The following is an 18,470-nucleotide window of genomic DNA, read 5'->3' as shown; positions in this document are numbered from 1 at the left end:
TGTTATTGAACGAGTGGTTCTGGTACTTCAATCGGAGCGAGGGAGCGATCAAGCAATTCGACGACGTCGAACGTGCCGACCGTCTCATCGACTTCTTTCGCTTTCGTCCCGTCCGAGAGCATCGTCAAGCAGTACGGACACGCCGAGCCGATGACGGTCGGCTTCGTCTCGAGCAGCTGCTCGGTCCGAGCCACGTTGACGCGCGTCCCGACTTTCTCTTCTTGCCACATGAGACCGCCGCCAGCGCCGCAGCACATGCCGTTCTCACGGTTCCGGTCCGCCTCGACGAGTTCGACACCCGGGATGCGTTCCAAGACGAAACGTGGGGCGTCGTAAATGCCGTTATAGCGCCCGAGGTAGCACGAGTCGTGATAGACGACCCGTTCGTTCACGGAGAAGTCCGGTTTGACCCGGCCCGTATCGAGCAGCTCGGCGAGGAGCTCGGTATGGTGATACACTTTCACACCCGTGAGCCCGAAGTCCGGATACTCGTTTTTGAACGTGTTGTACGCGTGCGGGTCGACCGTGACGATTTTCGTGACCCCATACTTCTCGAACAGCTTGATGTTCGCTTCGGCAAGCTCTTGGAACAACAGCTCATTCCCGATGCGGCGTGGTGTGTCCCCTGAGTTCTTCTCTTCGTTCCCGAGGATGGCGAACGAGACACCGGCCTTGTTCAAGACGCTCGCAAAGCTTTGCGCGACTTTTTGGCTGCGGCTATCGTATGAGCCCATCGCCCCGACCCAGAAGAGGAATTCGAACTCTTCACCGGCCTTCTTCTTCTCTTTCGCCGTCGGGATGACAAGTTCTTCCCGGTCTTTGCGCCAATTCTCGCGCTCTTTCCGGTTCATCCCCCACGGGTTGCCTTGACGTTCGATGTTGGCGACCGTACGCTGCGCCTCAGGATCCATCTTGCCTTCCATCATGACGAGGTAACGGCGAAGGTCGATGATCTTGTCGACGTGCTCGTTCATGACCGGGCATTGGTCCTCACAGTTGCGACATGTCGTACATGCCCAAATCTCTTCTTCGGTGATGACGTTGCCAATCAACTCGTCGGCGACGAGCATATGCCCGTCTTGAGCCGCGGCCGCGATCTCGGCCCCTTGCGTGTTTTGGAACATGAGCGCCGGTGCCCACGGCGATTTACGCGTGATGGCGGCCCCTTTCATGTTCATGTGGTCGCGCAGTTTGACGATGAGGTCCATCGGCGACAACATTTTACCAGTCCCGGTCGCCGGGCAGACGTTCGTACAGCGTCCGCATTCGACACAGGCATACAAGTCAACGAGTTGTTTTTGATTGAAGTCTTCGATCTTATTGACGCCGAAGACGATTTCTTCATCCGACTCCTCGGCCTCTTCCATCGCTGAGAAGTCGACCGGTGCGAGACGACCGACTTGGTGCGTCCGTCCGAGCCAGACGTTGAGCGTCCCGGCAATCAAATGGGCGTGCTTGCCTTGCGGGATATAGATCATGAAGCTGAGCAAGAACAAGAGGTGAAGCCACCAGAAGACGACGAACAAGGCGAAGGCGACGCCTCCCGGTACCCAAGCGAACGCCGAACCGATGAGTGTCGCGACCGGTTCGCCCCACATCGGGAGCTCTTCTTTATAGACGAGGTAGAATCCGTTCCCGAACAAGACCGATACCATCAACCCACCGATGAAGATGAGGGCGAGACCGGCCAGAAAGTTTCGTTTTAAACGCACGAGTTTCTCGACGTAACGGCGGTAGAATCCCCAAACGACCGCGACGAGAATCATGAGCATGACGATTTCTTGCATGAACGTGAAAATTGGATAGAGTGGACCGAGCGGGATGTGCGGGAAACGCGTCCCGACAGCAAGTCCTTTCCAGATGAAGTCGATGGCCCCGAACTGGACGAGGATGAACCCATAGAACATCATGACGTGAATGATGCCGCTCTTCTTGTCTTTCAACAGTTTCTTTTGCCCGAACACGTTGATCATGACCTGTTCAAGCCGTTCCTTATTCGTTTGGCTCCACTCTGCCTTTTTCCCGAGCTTGATGAACGTATAGCGCTGGTACACCAACGATGCGAACAAATATAGTCCATAGCCGAGGACGAGCAAGAATAGAATCCAGTTGACGATTAAAAATGTAGACATCCCCAAAACTCCCCCTTATGAAAACGGATTCAATCTTGAGTTCAGTATATCAAACAATGAATGAACAGTCATTCATTTTTATCGAAGGGGTCAAAAATTAAGCACATGCTTCAAGAATAAGAGGATGCCGCCATACCCGACGACCGCGAGGACGAACGTCCGGAAGTTGAGGTTGCGGTCGGCCGGTAGCTCGAACTTGACGATATTCAGAATCATCGCCCCGGCGACGAACGCGAACAAGATGGCCTCGACGTGCGAGGCGAGGTCGATCAAGCGGGAGAAGAAACCGCCGGCAAGAATCCCGCCGCTCAACAAATAACGCCCTTGCCGGATGTACCGTTCCCCGTAATGGCGATACAAGTCGTGGCCGACGGCGAGGAAGTGGACGCCGAGCGCCGTCGCGTAGAAGCTGCGTGCGACGAACGTGACGGATGACGCCGTGACGACGTAAGCCGAGAACGACATATATGCCGTCAACAGCGTCACTTGGAGCCAATACGACACGTTCTGGTCAATCGTCTCGTCTTTGAAATGGGGCGTTCGGACGACACGCATCGTCCCGTAAAAGACGGTGAAACCGAGCAGGCTGATGACATAAATCTCCGACGGCAAGGCCAGATCGAGCCAATCGACTTGAAGCGTGTCTTGCCGCTTGTTCAAGGACGGCAAGAGATACATGAAAAAGTATGTGATGGCGATCCCGCTCGAAAACGAGAACCATTTTTGAGACGGCACCCGGTCTCGCGGAAACAGATAAATTCCGAAAAAATTGATGAGCGCTAAATAGACCACGATCCAGTTCGCCATCTCATGTCACCCCTTCAGTTCAATCCAAAACCGCTCGACAATTTTTCCGCCTTCCGCTGTGAACGGCGTGTCCGGCACGCCGCCATTGTTCAAAATGACTCGGCGTGACGCTTCGTTCGTCCGGTCGCACGTAATCAACGCCCGCTCGATCCCGAGTTCTTTCGCTTTCTCGAGTGCGAGTTCGAGCTGTTTCGTAGCGAGACCCCGTCCGCGGGCACTCGGCTTGATGCCGTACCCGATATGTCCCCCGAAGTTGAGGAGGTTGTCATTCAATTCGTGACGGATATTCGCCGCCCCGAGCAACTCGTCCCCGTCCGTCAGCCAATACGTCGTGCTCGGCACCCAACTGACGTTGTTCACCCGTACTTCTTTATCACGAATTTCTTTGACGTACGTCGCAAAATCGGACGCGTCACGGTCGACGGCGTTCGGGACGATCGTTTCGGAGCGTTCCCGCCATTCCTTTAAAAAATCGAGCACGTTCGCTTCCTGCTCCATGGATGTCTTCACTAGTCGCAACATAACGCTTCCCCCTATTTTTATGTATAGAAAAGACCGCAAAGCGGCCTTAATCTTCGAGTCCTAATCGTTTTGGCATCTGCGGGGCGAGCTCACGTGCCTCGTCAAGACGGCCCGCTTCGACGAGCGTATGGAACCGTAAAAACTCCTCGTGCGTCGCGTCACCGATCGCCGCCAAGTAGTCGATGTAGCGGTCGTATACCGATCTATCTTCCGGTCGCGCCTCGATCAAGGCAATATAGAGCCGGACCGTGTCTTCCCCATAAAGAAGCGGGAACTCATCGTTCAATTGGAGCAATTTATCGACCGAGTCCATATCGACGCCGGTCTCGTTATCGTAGTGCCCGACGACCTGTTCGGCGTGGTCCTCGAGGCGGCCGCGCCACTCTTCATATTCGTCCTCATTCGTCTCGAGCATCTCGAACCAATCCTCGTTCAACATCTCTTCAATCTTTCTCACGCGTTCTGCAAAGTTCATGCTTCGTCTCCTCCTTCAAACGTCCACGTGACGTCGACTACATAGTTACCTGCCAAGTCATCGTTCATCGACAACTCGTAGGCGAAGCGACAACGTCCGTCCGCGACATCGAGCCGCTCCGTCGTCGTCGCCATCGTCATCGACATGTATGGGTTTTTATATAGGCTTTGGGTCAAGCGCCCTTCAATAAAGGAATGATTCATCTCAATCGGTCCTTTACAGATGAGCGCGAGCCGGCCCGTCGTATATTTGATCGTTGTCGGCACGACGCCGTCTTCTCGTTCTTGATCGAACGTCAAGACGAAGCCGGTCTTCAATTCATAATAGAGCCCGTCGGCTTGCAGCTCAATCGGCTCCTCGATTTCACTGATCATTGTCTTTTGGCGCACACGTACGCGTTTCGGTTCAATTGCCATGGTGATTCCCCTTTCCGCTGTCCCATCGTACCATATCTCGCGAATGGTCCGGAATCGGTAACTTTTTCTTTCCCGGTTCGCGGACCGTTCACACTACAAAAAAGACAGGGTTCCCCCTGTCTTTGAATCAACTTAGCTTATAGACGCGACCTTCGAACGGCTTCAAATGAAGCAGTGTCGTCTCGTCATGCGGCTCGAGCGGCATGTTTTTCAAGACGACGTCTTCTGAGCGAAGCGTGATCTCCGTCGCAAAGATGGCTTCTTTTCCTGTCAAATTCGTCATGACGAGGTATTGCGAGTCACCGAGCGTGCGTGTGTACGCGTAAATCTCTGGGTGCTCCGGCAAGACGATGTCATACGTTCCATAGACGAACGTCTCGTCTTGTTTGCGAAGACGAATCATCTCTTTATAGAAGTTGAGAATCGAGTCCTCATCTTCGAGCTGAGCATCGACGTTGATGTCCGTATAGTTCGGGTTGATGCCGAACCAAGGCGTCTCCGCGAACGTGAAGCCCGCGTTCGGGGCATCGCTCCACTGCATTGGTGTGCGCGTGTTATCACGTGACGAGTTCCACGTGATGTCCATCATCTCGTCATGGCTCTTGCCGTTCTCGAGACCGATGTAATACCGGTTGCGCGTCGCGATATCATCGTACTGGTCAATCGAGTCGAACTTCACGTTCGTCATGCCGATCTCTTGGCCTTGATAGATGAACGGCGTCCCTTGCATGAGGAAATACATCATCGCAATCGACTTGGCGCTTTCTTTCCAATAGCGCTCGTCATCACCCCATGATGACACGGTCCGCGTTTGGTCATGGTTCTCGACGTAAAGGGCGTTCCAGCCGTCCGCTTCGAGGCCTTTTTGCCATTTCGTGAGGACGTTCTTCAAGTGGACGACGTCGAGCTTCGACTCGGCGTCTTCACGCCAGAGACCCATGTGTTCGAATTGGAACACCATGTTCATCTTGCCTTCCTTCTCGCCGACCCAAAGGTGGGCATCGTCAGGCGAGACGCCGTTCGCTTCTCCGACTGTCATGATGTCGTGCTTGTTGAACGTCTCGTCGCGAAGTTCTTCTAAATAACCGTGAATCCCGTCGACGTTCATATGCATCTCGAACGATGGCACGAAGTCGAGGCCTTCCGGGTTCGGCAAGTCGCCGAACGACGGGTGTTTGCGGATGTGGCTGATTGCATCGACACGGAAACCGTCAATCCCCTTGTCGAGCCACCAGTTGATCATGTTGTACACCGTCTGGCGCATCTCGGCGTTCTCCCAGTTCAGGTCCGGCTGTTTCTTCGAGAAGACGTGCAAGAAGTATTGTTCCGTCGTCTCGTCAAACTCCCAAGCCGACCCGCCAAAAATTGACTCCCAGTTGTTCGGTTTCGAGCCGTCGGGTTTGCCGTCACGCCAAATGTACCAGTCACGCTTCGGATTGTCTTTCGAGCTCTTCGATTCGATGAACCATGGGTGCTCATCCGACGTATGGTTGACGACGAGGTCTAACAGCAATTTCATGCCGCGCGCATGGACTTCCGTCAACAGACGGTCGAAATCTTCCATCGTCCCGAACTCGTCCATGATGGCTTGATAGTCGCTAATGTCATAGCCGTTGTCATCATTCGGCGATTTGTACATCGGACAAATCCAGATGACGTCGACGCCAAGGTCTTTCAAGTAATCGAGTTTGTCGATGATGCCTTGAATATCGCCAATCCCGTCCCCGTTCGCATCATAAAAACTGCGCGGGTAAATTTGATAAGCGACAGCTTCTTTCCACCAGTTTCGTTTCAGTGTTTTCGTTTGTGTGTGTTGGTCACGTTGTAAAAGTTGCATGTGTCAATGATACTCCCTTGTCCCTAAACTCACTGCGCATCCTATATACTAATATCAGTGCTGTTGTCTCTTTATCTCGTTAGCGCAATCGTTTGCACGATTGCAGTAAGTTTATCTTACCAAAAATCATTCCACGACACAAAGATGTTTTCAACAGCTTACTCATCGTGTACCCTACACGAATTTGAAATGAAATGAAAGTGAGGCGACTTACATGATCCGTTTGGCCACACAGGCCGATCTCTCGGCAATCGATCAACTGATTTTAACGAAAGCGCAATCGTTTCGGGCCGCTGGAAAAACGCAATGGCAAAAATATTTAGAGCCGAGTCGGACCGATTTTGTGATCCATGACGTCACGAACGGAACCGTCTATGTATACGAAGCGAACGGAGACATCGCCGGGTCGGTCAGCTTGATCCCACCGACGTCTTGGGACGAGAACTTGTGGGACGATCCTGACGCGGCCGTCTATTTACATCGCCTCGTCGTCGATGACCAGATGAAAGGACGACAAGTCGGTGAACAGTTGATGCGTTATGCGCTTGCAGCGACGTCGGACCGAGTGCGCCTCGACTGCGTCGCCACGAATCACTTCTTGAACGCCTATTATCCTCGCTTCGGCTTCAATTATGTCGGCGAACGAGATGGATTCTCTTTGTTCGAAAAAGAGGCTTGACCTTGACGCGACGTCAACGTGTACGCTGATTTCAAGGAGGTGAGGACATGTACACGATTCAACAACTCGCGACGCTCTCTGGCACGACCACAAGGACGTTGCGTCATTATGACGCCGTCGGTCTGCTCGTCCCGGAACGTGACGTCAACGGCTATCGGCGCTACTCGTCGCATGATGCCGAGCGGTTGCAGACGATTCTGCTGTATCGTTCGCTCGACTTCCCGCTCGAGACGATTCAAGGCTTACTCGAAGCCGAACCGTTCGACCGGACCCGTGCCCTCGAGGAGCAAGTGACCGCCCTGCGCGCGAAAGCCGCCTATTTTGCGACACTCGCCGAGACGGCGGAATCGACGCTCACCTCACTGAGAGGAGGAATTCCAATGGAAGACAAATCGTTGTTCAAGGGATTATCGTTTGACGAACTGAAAGCCCATGAAGCGAAGCACGAGGCGGAGACAGAAGAACGTTGGGGCGAGAGCGAGGCGTACAAGACGTCACGTGCGCGCGCCGACAAGCGATCGAAAGAAGACTGGGAAGCGCTCAGTCAACAACAAGTCGATCTCGTCAAGCCGCTCGTCGACTTGTTCATGGCCGGCGTCCCGGTCGAAGACCCGCGTGTCCAAGCGGCCGTCCGGGCGAACCACCTGTTCATCAATGACCAGTTTTATGACTGCTCGCTCGACATGTTCAGCGGACTCGGGCAGATGTACGTCATGGACGAACGTTTCACCGCGTTCTATGACAAGTACGCGCCTGGACTGGCCGTCTATTATAATGACGCCATCCAACACTATTGCATCACCCAAAGCTAAACGGCCAAAGCATCGCGCTTTGGCCGTTATTTTGCCGTTCGACGGTCATACACATCTTCCTTTAGCAATAACTCGATTTGACGTCTCAAGAGCGGGAGCGCCGTCGTGAGCTGCAAGTACGGATACGTGGCAAAATTATCCGTCCCGCCGATGTAGAGCACGGCCCGGTCGACCACGGACCAGCCCCGCTCGGTCCACTGTTCGATTCGTGCCTCACAGACGTCCGGTTTGGCCCGGAACGCCCAGTACGCTTGGAGTTGTCCTTCTGCCATCGTCGGTGCGACCGTCAATACCGGACAGTCGAATCGGGCGAGGACGCTCGGGTCAATCGGCCCCGTCTCATGGGTGACGATGAGCTGCGGGTCGAGACGATCGAGCCACATCGTCGTCTTCGTATCGTTCAATGAGGTGACACGTAGAATGTGGTGGAACGGAATCGGCTCATCGTTCAATGGATAGCGACCTTTCAGTTCTCGGATCCGCGTCCGGCTCGAAAGGCGCATGACAGGCGACGTCAGCCGGACGTATACATGCGTCAGCCAATGCTTGATGGATTCCGGACGATGCTCGCTCGGCCCATCTTCCTGAATGACATGGGTCACCCCTAGGTTGCGGATCGCATGATAGACGTAGGCAGATGTCCGGTGTTCTCCAATGAGTAGTACGATCGGTCGGCCCATTTTGTCCCTCCCCTTTCTCTTCCTCCGAACGCCTCTCATCCGTGTCGTTCCTGCGTCGAGACGACGGCCGGGCGGCAACGGTCCGCCACTTCTTCCATCGATAAACTTTCAAATTGATACGTTTGATGCAACGTTTCATAATGGGCGATGATTTCACTCAACAAGGCCATGTTTTCGGATACATGTTTGCCGAAGTTGTGCGGGTGCCACCAAAGATGGAACACTTCCCCCCGTTTGGCCGCATGCGTCATGCTCCGTTTGATGCGCCGCACTTTGAGTCGGTCGAGGAAGCGAAGCGCCGGCACGTAAGGTCGAAGGAATCGGCTCGATGGGACGTTATAAGGAGATGATTGCCGAATGGCTGCCCACGAGACCGTGTGGTGCCCCGTCAAATTGACGTAGGCATCAAGCAGACGAAGAGCCCGTCGTCCTAAGCCCTCATCCCCTCTCGCATCGGCCCGATAAATGTAATGGGTCTCATTGCCGCGATAGACATCGACTCCGACTTCTTGCGCCGCTTGGAAATGCTCAGGGCTCGATTGATTGCGCGGATAGACGATGCTCTGAATGGGTAAGTCGCGACGTGCGGCCACCCGCTTCGCCGCCTCGAGATCGGCCTTGAACGCCTCGATGGTCACTCCTTCTTCTAAACAAGATAGATGACAATACGTATGCGTCCCGATGGTTTGACCAGGCGTCGCCGCGATTTGATCGACGAGTGATTTCCCGAAGTGATACGGGTCGACCGCCTCGTCCGCCCCGACGTGCTGCATCCAATTGTATGAAGAATATTCGGGATGCCGATACGCCGGTTGAATCGTCGGCAAGTCTTTCAATAGCTCTGCTTTCGTCTCATAGAACAGGAATCCGACCGTCGCCCAAGTCGCATGAATCTGGTGCGCGGCAAACAAGTCGAGCAAGCTCGGCACGACTTGCCGGACCCCGAGTAGATTCTCGCCATACGCCTCAATCGTCGTACCGTCAAACGTGCCCCAGTTCAATTCAAAATCTAGTGAGATGACAAACGCTCCGTTCATCGAGACCCCTCCTCTGTCTTCACTTCTTTCCTTCACACGACTCACGAAGCTCTAGTTCGGCGAGCGCCCGTTTCCAGGAGCCGTATCGACGGGATACTTTGGCGACACTTGGTCGTCTATGTTGTTTCGCCCATTTTTGATAGGTGATCGCGTTGAATGGCACGACGACCCGACTTGCTTCTAGCAACGATTGGACGATTTCTGCTTTTTCACGTTCTGGCTGGACGGTAAAATGGAGCTCCTCTAGACGCTCTACCGTTTTCACGGCCAGACTCCAAGACCCGAAATGGGAAATAATATCACCTAGGGAAGGACCGGGATGATCTTTGACCCATTGTTGGTAATGGGTGCTCGTCAACTTCCCTTCCTGTTCAAGTGCGAGCCGAAGCGCTGCAACGAGTTCTTGTTGGGTATAGTGTTTTCGGGCTTCTAAGAGGCCGGCTGCTTTCAAGGCGCCGGTCCATGACCCGTAAAAATTGAGAACGTCGAGAAATGTCGGGACGTCCCGGTCTCGGCTCCAGAGCTGATATTGTTTAACCGTGAGGGTCGGAGTCAGAGATGCAGCGGCTCGAAGCGCTTGAATGATCTCTGCTTCCCGGTTCATCGTTCGTCCTCCTCAGACACTTTGTTCCGTGACGATCGAGCGCGTATCGAGCACGGTCTGGATGACTTGCTGTTGTTCCCCGAGAGTCAAGTCGGATCCCGATGGAAGGCAGATCCCATTCTCGAACAGACGCCGACTGACATCTTCTCCATCGACCGTCACATATTCGGCATCGCGATACACCGGTTGCAGATGCATCGGTTTCCAGACAGGACGAGATTCGATGCCGGCACTAGCGAGTCGCTCCATCACCGTGTCACGGTGCAAGTCTGTCTGATCCAACTGCATGGCGGTCAGCCAACGATTGGCCCGTGAGTGCGGGACTTCTTGCTGATACGTCGTCCCGAGCTGACGGAACATATGCTCATAGCGAGCGAACACGCGACGTCGTGCTTGAACGCGCTGCTCAATCACTTCGAGCTGTCCCCGACCGATCCCGGCCGAGACGTTGCTCAATCGATAGTTATAGCCGACTTGTTCGTGCTCATAATGCGGCGCGTCTTCCCGAGCTTGCGTGGCCAACTTGAGCGCCAACTGTCTCGTTTCCTCATTCGGCACCATGAGCATGCCGCCGCCTGATGTCGTGATGATTTTATTGCCGTTGAACGAATAAAACCCGATGTCCCCGATGGTTCCCGTCATTTGCCCGTGCCACGTCGAGCCGAGTGATTCGGCCGCGTCCTCGATCAACGGGACACCGAACTCACGACAGATGTGGCGAATCTCACCGATTTTCGCGACGACGCCGTACAGGTGGACGACGATGACCGCTTTCGGAAGCTTTCCTTTCGTCGCGGCTTGGACGAGCGCTTTCCGAAGCGCGTCTGGCGACATATTCCACGTCGCCGTTTCCGAGTCGATAAAGACCGGAATGGCGCCGACGTAACGGATCGGGTTGACCGATGCGACGAACGTGAGTGACTGACAGAAGACCGTGTCCCCTGTCCCGACGCCGAGCGTAAGTAGCGCCAAATGGAGGGCAGCCGTCCCTGAGCTTGTCGCCAAGGCGTGAGGATGGTCCGCATATGCAGCCACTTCCGCTTCAAATGCATTGACGTTCGGGCCGAGCGGCGCAATCCAATTGCTCGCGAACGCCTCTTCGATGTAGGCCATCTCACGGCCCGACATATGGGGCTTCGATAATAGGATGTTCATTTGATGCCCTCCTTCATCATGGTTTTATACGAGATATACCAATCGACGACTTGCTCGAGTCCTTCAAACAGCGATGTGCTCGGGCTGAAGCCGATCAGCGTGTCGAGCGTCGGGACGGCCGACTGCCGAAGTACCGACTCGCGCATCGGCAACGACGTCTTCGCCGATTTGTTGAGGATATGTCCGATGTCGGACAGTAACGTTTGGACGTTCACGTAGTCGGAGGCCGGGATTTGGAAATATCCGACTGGCGACATCCCGGTTTGAATCAAGCGAAGCAAGCGGACGACCGATTCGACGACATCATCGATATAAGAGACGTTGATGATATCCGTCGCGTAATACCCTGAGAGTCGGACACCGCGGTCGACGGCGACAATGGCCTTTGACACTAGCGTCGAGGCATCGTCCCAAGGTCCGAAGACGTCTTCTGTGAACAGATGGATCACCGGACGTTCCCCGTCTTCCTGTTTTACAGGCAAGTCGAACGTGATGAACGATTCAACCGGGACCCGTTTCGTTTGGATGGCGATGTAGCGTTTCATCAACTCGTAACGTTCCAGCGGCTCTTCACTTCCGTTATGGCGACGGGTCGAACATAAGATGATGTGTCTCGGTTCGTGTCGATTCAAGACGCTGCGCATGACTGTCTTGTTCGCGAGCGTTGAACGGATCAAATGGAACTGCGGGTGGGTGAGAACGTAGAGCCGCTGTTTGGCGATTCGCGTCTTATGCCGCCCTTCATCGTCAATCCCGACGACATCAAACCCTTCCTGCAATAGCCGACGTGCGATATGAAACCCTTGGAAACTGGCTACCCCGACAATAAGAACTGTTTGATCGACCATCATTCTCCCCCTCTTCACTCGTTATGACCTTCAATTTCCGTCAGCGAGGCGTGTCCCGGCGATATGAGGACGCATTCGCTTCACGCCATGTGTAAAGAGACGATCGATGTCTCGGTCGAGGTCGTCACTATTGGCGATAAAGAGCAACAGGTAGGTCAGGGCCTCTTGGTCGTCTCGTAACGTCTCAATCAGATGCAGCACGGAAGCGACGGTCGTGAAGGGACGGGTCCGGCCGACAAAGATTTTGGGGAAGACGTTCGCTTCTGGACCGAGTTCGCTCGCGGCGAGCAATTCTTCATATAACTTCTCACCCGGACGAATACCGGTGACTTCAATGCCGATCTGTTCGGTCGTAAAACCACTCAACTCAATCATTTTTTTCGCCAAGTCGATGATTTTGACCGGCTCGCCCATGTCGAGCACGAAAATCTCTCCCCCTCTGGACAAGACGCTCGCTTGGATGACGAGCCGGCTCGCTTCCGGGATGGTCATGAAGTAGCGGGTCATCTCAGGGTCGGTGACAGTGACCGGTCCGCCCCGGAGAATCTGTTCTTTAAAGAGCGGTACGACCGAGCCGCGACTACCTAAGACATTTCCGAAGCGTACGACTGCGAAGATCGTCTCGCTCGTTCGGGCTTTCTCTTGGACGATCATCTCGGCGATTCGTTTTGTCGAGCCCATCACGTTCGTCGGATTGACCGCCTTGTCGGTCGAGACCATGATGAAACGGCTCACGTTATGCCGGGCCGCGACATCGACCATATGTTTTGTCCCGTAAATATTGTTTTTGACGGCTTCGAGCGGATTGTCTTCCATGAGCGGCACATGTTTATGAGCGGCGGCATGATAGACGATGTCTGGCTGGTACGTGCGGAACACATCTTCGAGCCGAGCTTCGTCTTGCACATCCCCGATGACCGGGTGCAGGATCGTCTCCGTGCCGAGCCCACGCAACTCTCGCTCGATCAAGTAAATGCTGTTCTCCCCATGACCGAGGAGAATCATTTCTGCCGGGGCAAATTTGATCAATTGGCGACACAACTCCGAGCCGATTGAGCCACCGGCGCCAGTGACGAGCACGGTCGCGCCTTCGACATGGCGAGATATTCCAGATATGTCCAATTGAACCGGCTCACGTCCGAGCAAATCCTCGATTTTCACTTCGCGAATCTCGTTGATGGAGACTTTTCCGGTCGCCAGTTCCGAAATCATCGGCAAGGCGTGGGATTCGGCTCCTGTCTTCTCGATTCGTTTCAGCAAGGCGAGACGCCGTGTATAAGGCAAGCTTGGAATGGCCAAAATAACCACTTCGATACCATGCTCTTGAATGATGCGTTCCAAATCGTCCGTCATCCCGAGGACCGGGACGCCGTGGACGTAGAGTGCCTGCAGTTGCGGGTTGTCGTCGAGCAGACCGACGACGCAGAGGACGGTCGTCCGATGCTCTTTCAACTCGCGGACAATCAACTGGCCGGAATCCCCGGCTCCGATGATGAGTGCTTTTCGTCCCGGATGGTTCGAATGGGGTTTGAACACGTCAAACACATGGTTGCGGGCTAAGAAGCGGGTGAACAAGATCAGGTTGAATGCGAGCAAACCTTGTACGGCGATAATCATCCCAAGGCCAGCCCCGAAGTGGAACTGGTTGTAGGCGTACAACACCAAATCACTGCTCAGTAAGGCGATGGCGACTTGTTTCATCTCATGGATGGAAGCGTAGCGCCAGTCGATGCGATGAATCTTCAAGACGCTCCCGACGAGACTGAAGCTGACGATTTTAATGGCGACCATCATCAACATCTCGCTCGATTCGAGTGCCGCATACGACGTGATCGTGGAGAACATCAATTCAAACGTCGCGTACAATACAAACGAGACGATCAAGATGTCGAGACATAAAAAGAGCAAATTGCGTTGATTCTTCCGATAGACATTCACAAGTGTTGCCATGGTAGTTCGCACCTCCAAGAGTCTGAGTTGTTCGTTCGTGGTGTAGGTTGGAATGCGCAAAAGATGCGTCGATGCTAGTAAACTACCCGACTATCCTCAACAAGTTTAAAGATAAAACGAGCTTTTTCTCATTAACGACATAGATGCGAAAAAGGAGTTCACGAAATTATTATCATGATTTCATTCACATAATGAATAATTGTCGGACAAACGGGAAATGGAAATACATATAACCCGAATTGGGTATCGTTTACATTATTTTGAACTTAGCTAAAACGCCACATAAGGAGGTAGAAATCGATCGTAAGCATCCTTTTTGACTAGCTCGTTGACTCTTCAACCAATACATGCTGTTCATTCACACCAAGAGACCTTCCGAGACGCTCGCTGCGTCTCCCTCCAAAGGAGAGACACCAAGATGAAAAAATGGACACGCCCTCAAATCGTACAAGCGTTGCAGTTAGCTGCTCAAGAACATGCCGAGCTCGATTCGAAACGGTATAGTGTATGGTCGCAAACCAAAAATGTCCCGTCCCTTTCCACCGTCATCCATCAGTTCGGGTCTTGGCGCGAGGCGCTCGCCGCTGCCCAAATCCAAATGTCGTTCCATTACTACTCGGATGAAGACATCCTCCGCGCATTGAATCAAGCCGCCGAGGAGTTACCGCTCTTCACGAGCCAAACGTATCGGGAATGGTCGAAAGTGACACGCTCCCCGTCGCTCACGTTGATCAGCAGCCGTTTCGGCTCTTGGTCGAACGCGCTCCGGGAAGCGAAACTTCAGACGACCGCCGCGAAAAACAATGAAGAGCGCATCATCCAAGCCTTGATTGAAGCGTCCGAAGAACTCGAACGTCTCACGTCCCAGCACTACGCCATCTGGGCCCAAGAACGCGGTTATCCGACAGTCGCGACGATCGCCCGGAAATATGGATCTTGGAGCTACGCCTTGTTCGTCCTCGACATCGCCCCGCCGAAACGGAAATGGGACGAAGAAGATGTCATCGAGGCCCTCCGCGTCGCGAAACATGAATTGTCACACTTCAGTATTCTGCATTACCGGAAATGGGCCGAAGGACGCAACGTGCCGAGCACGTCGACCATCAACGCCCTCTTCGGCAGTTGGACGGCCGCATTAAAATGCATGGAAGAACAGACGATCACCCAATAACAAAACCAATAACAAAAGCCCTGTCTCATCGTGAGACAGGGCTTTTGTTCAAGTGACGATCGAAATGAATAGCGGGATGCCGATGAGCAAGTTGAACGGGAACGTGACGGCGAGGGCGAGCGTCAAATAAAACGACGGCTCCGCCTCCGGGACCGATGCTTGGAGCATGGCCGGTGCGGCGATGTACGACCCGCTCGCCGCGAGCGTCATAAGCAGAATCGTTCCCCCATCAGACAGTCCAGCCATTCCGGCAGCGAGAAAACCGATGGCCGCGCCGACGAGCGGAAACGTCATCCCGACGACTAAAAACTTCATCCCGTACGACGGTAGCGTCTTCAGCTGATGACCGACCTTTACGCCGAGGCTGAGCAAGAACAACAGCAACACGCCTGGGAACAAATCGACAAAAAACGGGGTTAATGCCGACGTATCCGGGGTGACCAGCCCGACGATGAGACCAGCCAACAAAAGCAAGATGCTTTTCGAGAGCAGACTGTCACGGATGACGGTGAGCGATTGGGTCGGTGCGGCCGTGATGCCGAGGACGCGGCTTTGATTGTATAACAACAGCGCGACGACGAGACCCGGAATCTCGAGGACGACGACGAGCGTTGTCATGAACGGCTCATAACTGATGCCGAGACGCTCGAGCTGGGCCGTCGCGGCGACATACGTCACGAGCGAGACCGAACCGAACGTCGCGGCCATGGCGATGCGTTCCGGAAACGTGAACTTCAAGAACGCTCCAAGGCCGAACGCGACGAGCGGAAGTACGAGACCAAGCACGAGCGTGACGGCGAGCGGGAACGCCAACTCGTCCATCGATACCGAGGCGAGCCCCATCCCTCCTTTCAATCCGATGGCAAGCAGTAAGTACAAATTGAGCGTGATGCTGAGTGACTCAGGAATCTTCAAATTCGATTTGCTGAGAGCGGCAATCACACCTGTCACGAATAGGAGCACCGGGGCGCTCGTCAATAAAAACATCAATTGTTCCATCTTTTCCTCCTGGACGACAAAAGCGCACACCAAAGAAAGGTGTGCGCTGCATGCCGACGGCTCGAACACGTTCGCTCCGTCTAGCCGACAACTGTCGGGTATTTAGTTCGTCAGCTCCGGGACAGGACGACGGGAATGTCGCACGGACACTTCCCAATCCTGAACCGTCTCTGCTTCTAGTGTAAAAATGTCGTCACGGCTTGTCAATCCCGCCATCCCATGGTGCATCAAGTCGAAAGACGATGAGGCGTTCCCCTGTCTTCGTGCTGATATCCGTGTGAAGCGAGACGAGACGCCGACCGAGCACGTCATGTAAAATCGCCTCGAGTTGGGCTCGCCCTGATTCGACGAGGTTATTGCGATATTTCTTCAATTGCTCACGACCGGCCGACTTGGCGGCCAGTTCGTACTCGGCCGGGGTCAAGACGCCCTGAAGCGTCACGATGGCCAAGTCGCGGAGCAGGTCTGCTTTACACGTCAATGAGCCGCGCCCGAGATACTCTTTCTCCCATTGGGTGATCCGAGCACTCAGTTCCATTTCGAGCTGACCTTTTTTCGGCATCGTTACTTCACGAATCCAATCATCATCTCGCGAAGGATCTTCGCGGCGGCGATGGCCGTCATGTCCGATTGGTCATATGCTGGTGACACTTCGACGAGATCGGCACCGATGATGTCGATGTCGGCGTTCGCGATGGCGTGCACTGCTTCAAGCAATTCTTTCGTCGTGATGCCACCGATTTCTTGCGTACCCGTTCCCGGGGCCGCCGATGGGTCGAGGACGTCGATGTCGATCGTGACGTACACTTTCTTCCCAGCGAGCGTCGGTAACACACGTTTGAGCGGTTCAATCACTTCATATTTATACATGTTATAGCCGACTTCTTTGACCCAGTCGAACTCTTCTTTCATCCCAGAACGAATTCCGAACGAGTAGCAGTTAGACGGTCCGATGAGTTCGGCCGCTTTTTTGAGCGGTGTCGAGTGCGAGAGCGGCTCACCTTCGTAGTCGTCACGGAGGTCCGTGTGCGCATCGAGGTGCAAGATGACGAAATCATCCCCGTACGCATCGTGCATCGCCTTGATGACCGGCCATGTGACGAGGTGTTCTCCCCCCATACCGAGCGGGAACTTGCCTTCTTTGATGATGTCTTTGACGAACGATTCGATCATGTCGAGTGATTTCTGGGCGTTTCCGAACGGGAGCGGGATATCACCGGCGTCATAGACAGCTGCTTCCGTCAAATCACCATCAAGATAAGGGCTATATTCTTCGAGTCCGATCGAGACTTCACGGATTCGGTTCGGACCGAAGCGTGAGCCTGGACGGAAACTGACCGTCCAGTCCATCGGCATACCGTAAAGGACCGTCTTCGCGTCTGTCACTTCCGGCAGGCTCGCGATAAACACTTTGCCTGAGTAGGCTTCATCGAAACGTTTAATCATTTCGTCAAGTCCTCCACAAATTTCGGAAGGACGAAGGCCGCATTGTGAAGCTTCGGCGTGTAGTACTTCGTCTCGATGTCATGGAAACGCTCGGCCGGCACTTGTTCTGGGTCGTACTGTTTCGAGCCGATCGTGAACGTCCACATGCCGCTCGGATACGTCGGTACGTTGGCCGTGTAGAGCTTCGTGATCGGGAAAATCTCTTTCACGTCACGTTGAACCGTTTGGATGAGCTCCGGCGTGAACCATGGGTTGTCCGTCTGCGCGACGAAAATGCCGTCGTCTTTGAGCGCTCTCGAGATGCCGGCGTAGAATCCTTTTGTGAACAAGTTGGCCGCTGGGCCGACCGGTTCTGTCGAGTCGACCATGATGACGTCATACTCGTTCTCTGATTCGGCGATATGCATGAAGCCGTCACCGACGATGACTTCAACACGCGGGTTGTCGAGTTCGCCTGCGATATTTGGTAAGTATTTCTTCGAATATTCAATGACTTTCCCGTCGATGTCGACGAGAACTGCTTTTTCGACTGATGGGTGTTTCATAATCTCACGGATGACGCCACCGTCTCCGCCACCGACAACGAGCACATGCTTCGGATTCGGGTGTGTGAAGAGTGGGACGTGAGCCACCATCTCGTGATAGACGAATTCGTCCTTATCCGTCGTCATGACCATTCCGTCAAGCAACAACATTGTTCCGAACTCGTCCGTTTCGACCATTTCTAGTCGTTGAAACTCCGTTTGTTCGCTCTCATAAACGTGGTTTACACGGAACGTAATTCCGTAATCTTCTGTTTGGTGCTCCGTAAACCATAATTTTAATTTTTGGTCCATCGATAGAACCCCTTTCTGTTCAAAAAGTTGTTCGTATGCGAGTGGCGTTTTGAGGCGCTTCTTA

The 18,470-nt window shown here is 53.9% G+C and carries 19 protein-coding genes; 3 read left to right on the top strand and 16 right to left on the bottom strand.

Annotation, left to right across the window (positions count from 1 at the left end; all coding sequences use genetic code 11):
* Positions 1-2: 2 nt before the first annotated feature.
* The 6 genes from KNP60_RS01275 to KNP60_RS01250 form a co-directional block, all read right to left on the bottom strand.
* Positions 3-2,132 carry a (Fe-S)-binding protein gene (locus tag KNP60_RS01275; protein WP_214796672.1) on the bottom strand — a complete coding sequence of 710 codons (2,130 nt, stop codon included), beginning with the start codon at positions 2,130-2,132 and terminating at the stop codon, positions 3-5.
* A gap of 90 nt (positions 2,133-2,222) precedes the next feature.
* Positions 2,223-2,939, bottom strand: coding sequence for a hypothetical protein (locus tag KNP60_RS01270; RefSeq protein WP_214796671.1), 717 nt, complete (start codon positions 2,937-2,939; stop codon positions 2,223-2,225).
* Positions 2,940-2,945: 6 nt separating this feature from the next.
* The gene (locus tag KNP60_RS01265; protein ID WP_214796669.1) at positions 2,946-3,461 is read right to left on the bottom strand and encodes a GNAT family N-acetyltransferase; all 516 of its coding nucleotides are present in this window, start codon (positions 3,459-3,461) and stop codon (positions 2,946-2,948) included.
* Positions 3,462-3,507: 46 nt separating this feature from the next.
* On the bottom strand, positions 3,508-3,936 hold the full coding sequence (locus KNP60_RS01260; protein ID WP_034779296.1) for a hypothetical protein: 429 nt from the start codon (positions 3,934-3,936) through the stop codon (positions 3,508-3,510).
* The gene (locus KNP60_RS01255; protein ID WP_214796667.1) at positions 3,933-4,352 is read right to left on the bottom strand and encodes a YwiB family protein; all 420 of its coding nucleotides are present in this window, start codon (positions 4,350-4,352) and stop codon (positions 3,933-3,935) included. Before KNP60_RS01255 ends, KNP60_RS01260 begins: the two co-directional genes overlap by 4 nt.
* A gap of 127 nt (positions 4,353-4,479) precedes the next feature.
* Entirely contained in the window at positions 4,480-6,189 is a 1,710-nt protein-coding gene (locus KNP60_RS01250) for a glycoside hydrolase family 13 protein (RefSeq protein ID WP_285800868.1), read from the bottom strand.
* A gap of 214 nt (positions 6,190-6,403) precedes the next feature.
* Between KNP60_RS01250 and KNP60_RS01245 the strand changes: the two genes are divergently transcribed.
* On the top strand, positions 6,404-6,868 hold the full coding sequence (locus KNP60_RS01245; protein WP_214796665.1) for a GNAT family N-acetyltransferase: 465 nt from the start codon (positions 6,404-6,406) through the stop codon (positions 6,866-6,868).
* Between the two features lie 47 nt (positions 6,869-6,915).
* Positions 6,916-7,680: a MerR family transcriptional regulator gene (locus tag KNP60_RS01240; RefSeq protein WP_214753656.1), complete on the top strand. Its 765-nt coding sequence runs from the start codon at positions 6,916-6,918 to the stop codon at positions 7,678-7,680.
* A 26-nt stretch (positions 7,681-7,706) separates the two neighbouring features.
* On the opposite strand, the gene KNP60_RS01235 is transcribed toward KNP60_RS01240, so the two are convergent.
* The 6 genes from KNP60_RS01235 to KNP60_RS01210 are packed head-to-tail and all read right to left on the bottom strand — an operon-like array spanning position 7,707 to position 13,954.
* Positions 7,707-8,360 (bottom strand): hypothetical protein, encoded by a 654-nt coding sequence (locus tag KNP60_RS01235; protein ID WP_214796663.1) that lies wholly within the window; start codon positions 8,358-8,360, stop codon positions 7,707-7,709.
* Positions 8,361-8,395: 35 nt separating this feature from the next.
* Positions 8,396-9,397: a polysaccharide deacetylase family protein gene (locus tag KNP60_RS01230; protein ID WP_214796661.1), complete on the bottom strand. Its 1,002-nt coding sequence runs from the start codon at positions 9,395-9,397 to the stop codon at positions 8,396-8,398.
* A 19-nt stretch (positions 9,398-9,416) separates the two neighbouring features.
* Positions 9,417-10,001 (bottom strand): hypothetical protein, encoded by a 585-nt coding sequence (locus tag KNP60_RS01225; protein ID WP_034779310.1) that lies wholly within the window; start codon positions 9,999-10,001, stop codon positions 9,417-9,419.
* A 12-nt stretch (positions 10,002-10,013) separates the two neighbouring features.
* Positions 10,014-11,156, bottom strand: a complete 1,143-nt coding sequence (locus KNP60_RS01220; RefSeq protein WP_214796659.1) for an aminotransferase class V-fold PLP-dependent enzyme — start codon at positions 11,154-11,156, stop codon at positions 10,014-10,016.
* Positions 11,153-12,004 carry an NAD-dependent epimerase/dehydratase family protein gene (locus tag KNP60_RS01215; protein WP_167491737.1) on the bottom strand — a complete coding sequence of 284 codons (852 nt, stop codon included), beginning with the start codon at positions 12,002-12,004 and terminating at the stop codon, positions 11,153-11,155. Before KNP60_RS01215 ends, KNP60_RS01220 begins: the two co-directional genes overlap by 4 nt.
* Positions 12,005-12,034: 30 nt before the next feature.
* Positions 12,035-13,954, bottom strand: a complete 1,920-nt coding sequence (locus KNP60_RS01210; protein WP_214796658.1) for a polysaccharide biosynthesis protein — start codon at positions 13,952-13,954, stop codon at positions 12,035-12,037.
* A gap of 418 nt (positions 13,955-14,372) precedes the next feature.
* Here KNP60_RS01210 and KNP60_RS01205 point away from each other — a divergent pair, with 418 nt between their 5' ends.
* Positions 14,373-15,125, top strand: a complete 753-nt coding sequence (locus tag KNP60_RS01205; protein WP_034779320.1) for a homing endonuclease associated repeat-containing protein — start codon at positions 14,373-14,375, stop codon at positions 15,123-15,125.
* A gap of 48 nt (positions 15,126-15,173) precedes the next feature.
* Here the strand turns inward: KNP60_RS01205 and KNP60_RS01200 are convergent, their stop codons facing one another.
* The 4 genes from KNP60_RS01200 to speE all read right to left on the bottom strand — a co-directional run bounded on the left by KNP60_RS01200 (position 15,174) and on the right by speE (position 18,406).
* The gene (locus KNP60_RS01200) at positions 15,174-16,124 is read right to left on the bottom strand and encodes a sodium-dependent bicarbonate transport family permease (RefSeq protein WP_214796656.1); all 951 of its coding nucleotides are present in this window, start codon (positions 16,122-16,124) and stop codon (positions 15,174-15,176) included.
* 193 nt (positions 16,125-16,317) lie between these two features.
* Complete coding sequence (locus KNP60_RS01195) at positions 16,318-16,686, bottom strand: Na-translocating system protein MpsC family protein (RefSeq protein WP_034779329.1); 369 nt, start codon at positions 16,684-16,686, stop codon at positions 16,318-16,320.
* Positions 16,687-16,688: 2 nt separating this feature from the next.
* Positions 16,689-17,570, bottom strand: coding sequence for an agmatinase (gene speB / locus KNP60_RS01190; protein WP_034779331.1), 882 nt, complete (start codon positions 17,568-17,570; stop codon positions 16,689-16,691).
* Positions 17,567-18,406 (bottom strand): polyamine aminopropyltransferase, encoded by an 840-nt coding sequence (gene speE / locus KNP60_RS01185; protein ID WP_138858739.1) that lies wholly within the window; start codon positions 18,404-18,406, stop codon positions 17,567-17,569. The genes speB and speE overlap by 4 nt, the downstream gene beginning before the upstream one ends.
* Positions 18,407-18,470: the final 64 nt, after the last annotated feature.

It is taken from the genome of Exiguobacterium sp. s5 (assembly GCF_018618075.1).
GTDB lineage: Bacteria > Bacillota > Bacilli > Exiguobacteriales > Exiguobacteriaceae > Exiguobacterium > Exiguobacterium mexicanum_A.
The sequence above is the reverse complement of the archived record's forward strand: the minus strand, read 5'-3'. Positions and strand labels throughout refer to the sequence as shown.

Coding starts and splice junctions, on each gene's coding strand:
- KNP60_RS01210 (WP_214796658.1), bottom strand. CDS start 13,954: ATGGCAACACTTGTGAATGTCTATCGGAAGAATCAACGCAATTTGCTC.
- KNP60_RS01195 (WP_034779329.1), bottom strand. CDS start 16,686: ATGCCGAAAAAAGGTCAGCTCGAAATGGAACTGAGTGCTCGGATCACC.
- KNP60_RS01215 (WP_167491737.1), bottom strand. CDS start 12,004: ATGGTCGATCAAACAGTTCTTATTGTCGGGGTAGCCAGTTTCCAAGGG.
- KNP60_RS01235 (WP_214796663.1), bottom strand. CDS start 8,360: ATGGGCCGACCGATCGTACTACTCATTGGAGAACACCGGACATCTGCC.
- KNP60_RS01275 (WP_214796672.1), bottom strand. CDS start 2,132: ATGTCTACATTTTTAATCGTCAACTGGATTCTATTCTTGCTCGTCCTC.
- speB (WP_034779331.1), bottom strand. CDS start 17,570: ATGATTAAACGTTTCGATGAAGCCTACTCAGGCAAAGTGTTTATCGCG.
- KNP60_RS01270 (WP_214796671.1), bottom strand. CDS start 2,939: ATGGCGAACTGGATCGTGGTCTATTTAGCGCTCATCAATTTTTTCGGA.
- KNP60_RS01245 (WP_214796665.1), top strand. CDS start 6,404: ATGATCCGTTTGGCCACACAGGCCGATCTCTCGGCAATCGATCAACTG.
- speE (WP_138858739.1), bottom strand. CDS start 18,406: ATGGACCAAAAATTAAAATTATGGTTTACGGAGCACCAAACAGAAGAT.
- KNP60_RS01200 (WP_214796656.1), bottom strand. CDS start 16,124: ATGGAACAATTGATGTTTTTATTGACGAGCGCCCCGGTGCTCCTATTC.
- KNP60_RS01260 (WP_034779296.1), bottom strand. CDS start 3,936: ATGAACTTTGCAGAACGCGTGAGAAAGATTGAAGAGATGTTGAACGAG.
- KNP60_RS01225 (WP_034779310.1), bottom strand. CDS start 10,001: ATGAACCGGGAAGCAGAGATCATTCAAGCGCTTCGAGCCGCTGCATCT.
- KNP60_RS01220 (WP_214796659.1), bottom strand. CDS start 11,156: ATGAACATCCTATTATCGAAGCCCCATATGTCGGGCCGTGAGATGGCC.
- KNP60_RS01240 (WP_214753656.1), top strand. CDS start 6,916: ATGTACACGATTCAACAACTCGCGACGCTCTCTGGCACGACCACAAGG.
- KNP60_RS01265 (WP_214796669.1), bottom strand. CDS start 3,461: ATGTTGCGACTAGTGAAGACATCCATGGAGCAGGAAGCGAACGTGCTC.
- KNP60_RS01250 (WP_285800868.1), bottom strand. CDS start 6,189: ATGCAACTTTTACAACGTGACCAACACACACAAACGAAAACACTGAAA.
- KNP60_RS01205 (WP_034779320.1), top strand. CDS start 14,373: ATGAAAAAATGGACACGCCCTCAAATCGTACAAGCGTTGCAGTTAGCT.
- KNP60_RS01255 (WP_214796667.1), bottom strand. CDS start 4,352: ATGGCAATTGAACCGAAACGCGTACGTGTGCGCCAAAAGACAATGATC.
- KNP60_RS01230 (WP_214796661.1), bottom strand. CDS start 9,397: ATGAACGGAGCGTTTGTCATCTCACTAGATTTTGAATTGAACTGGGGC.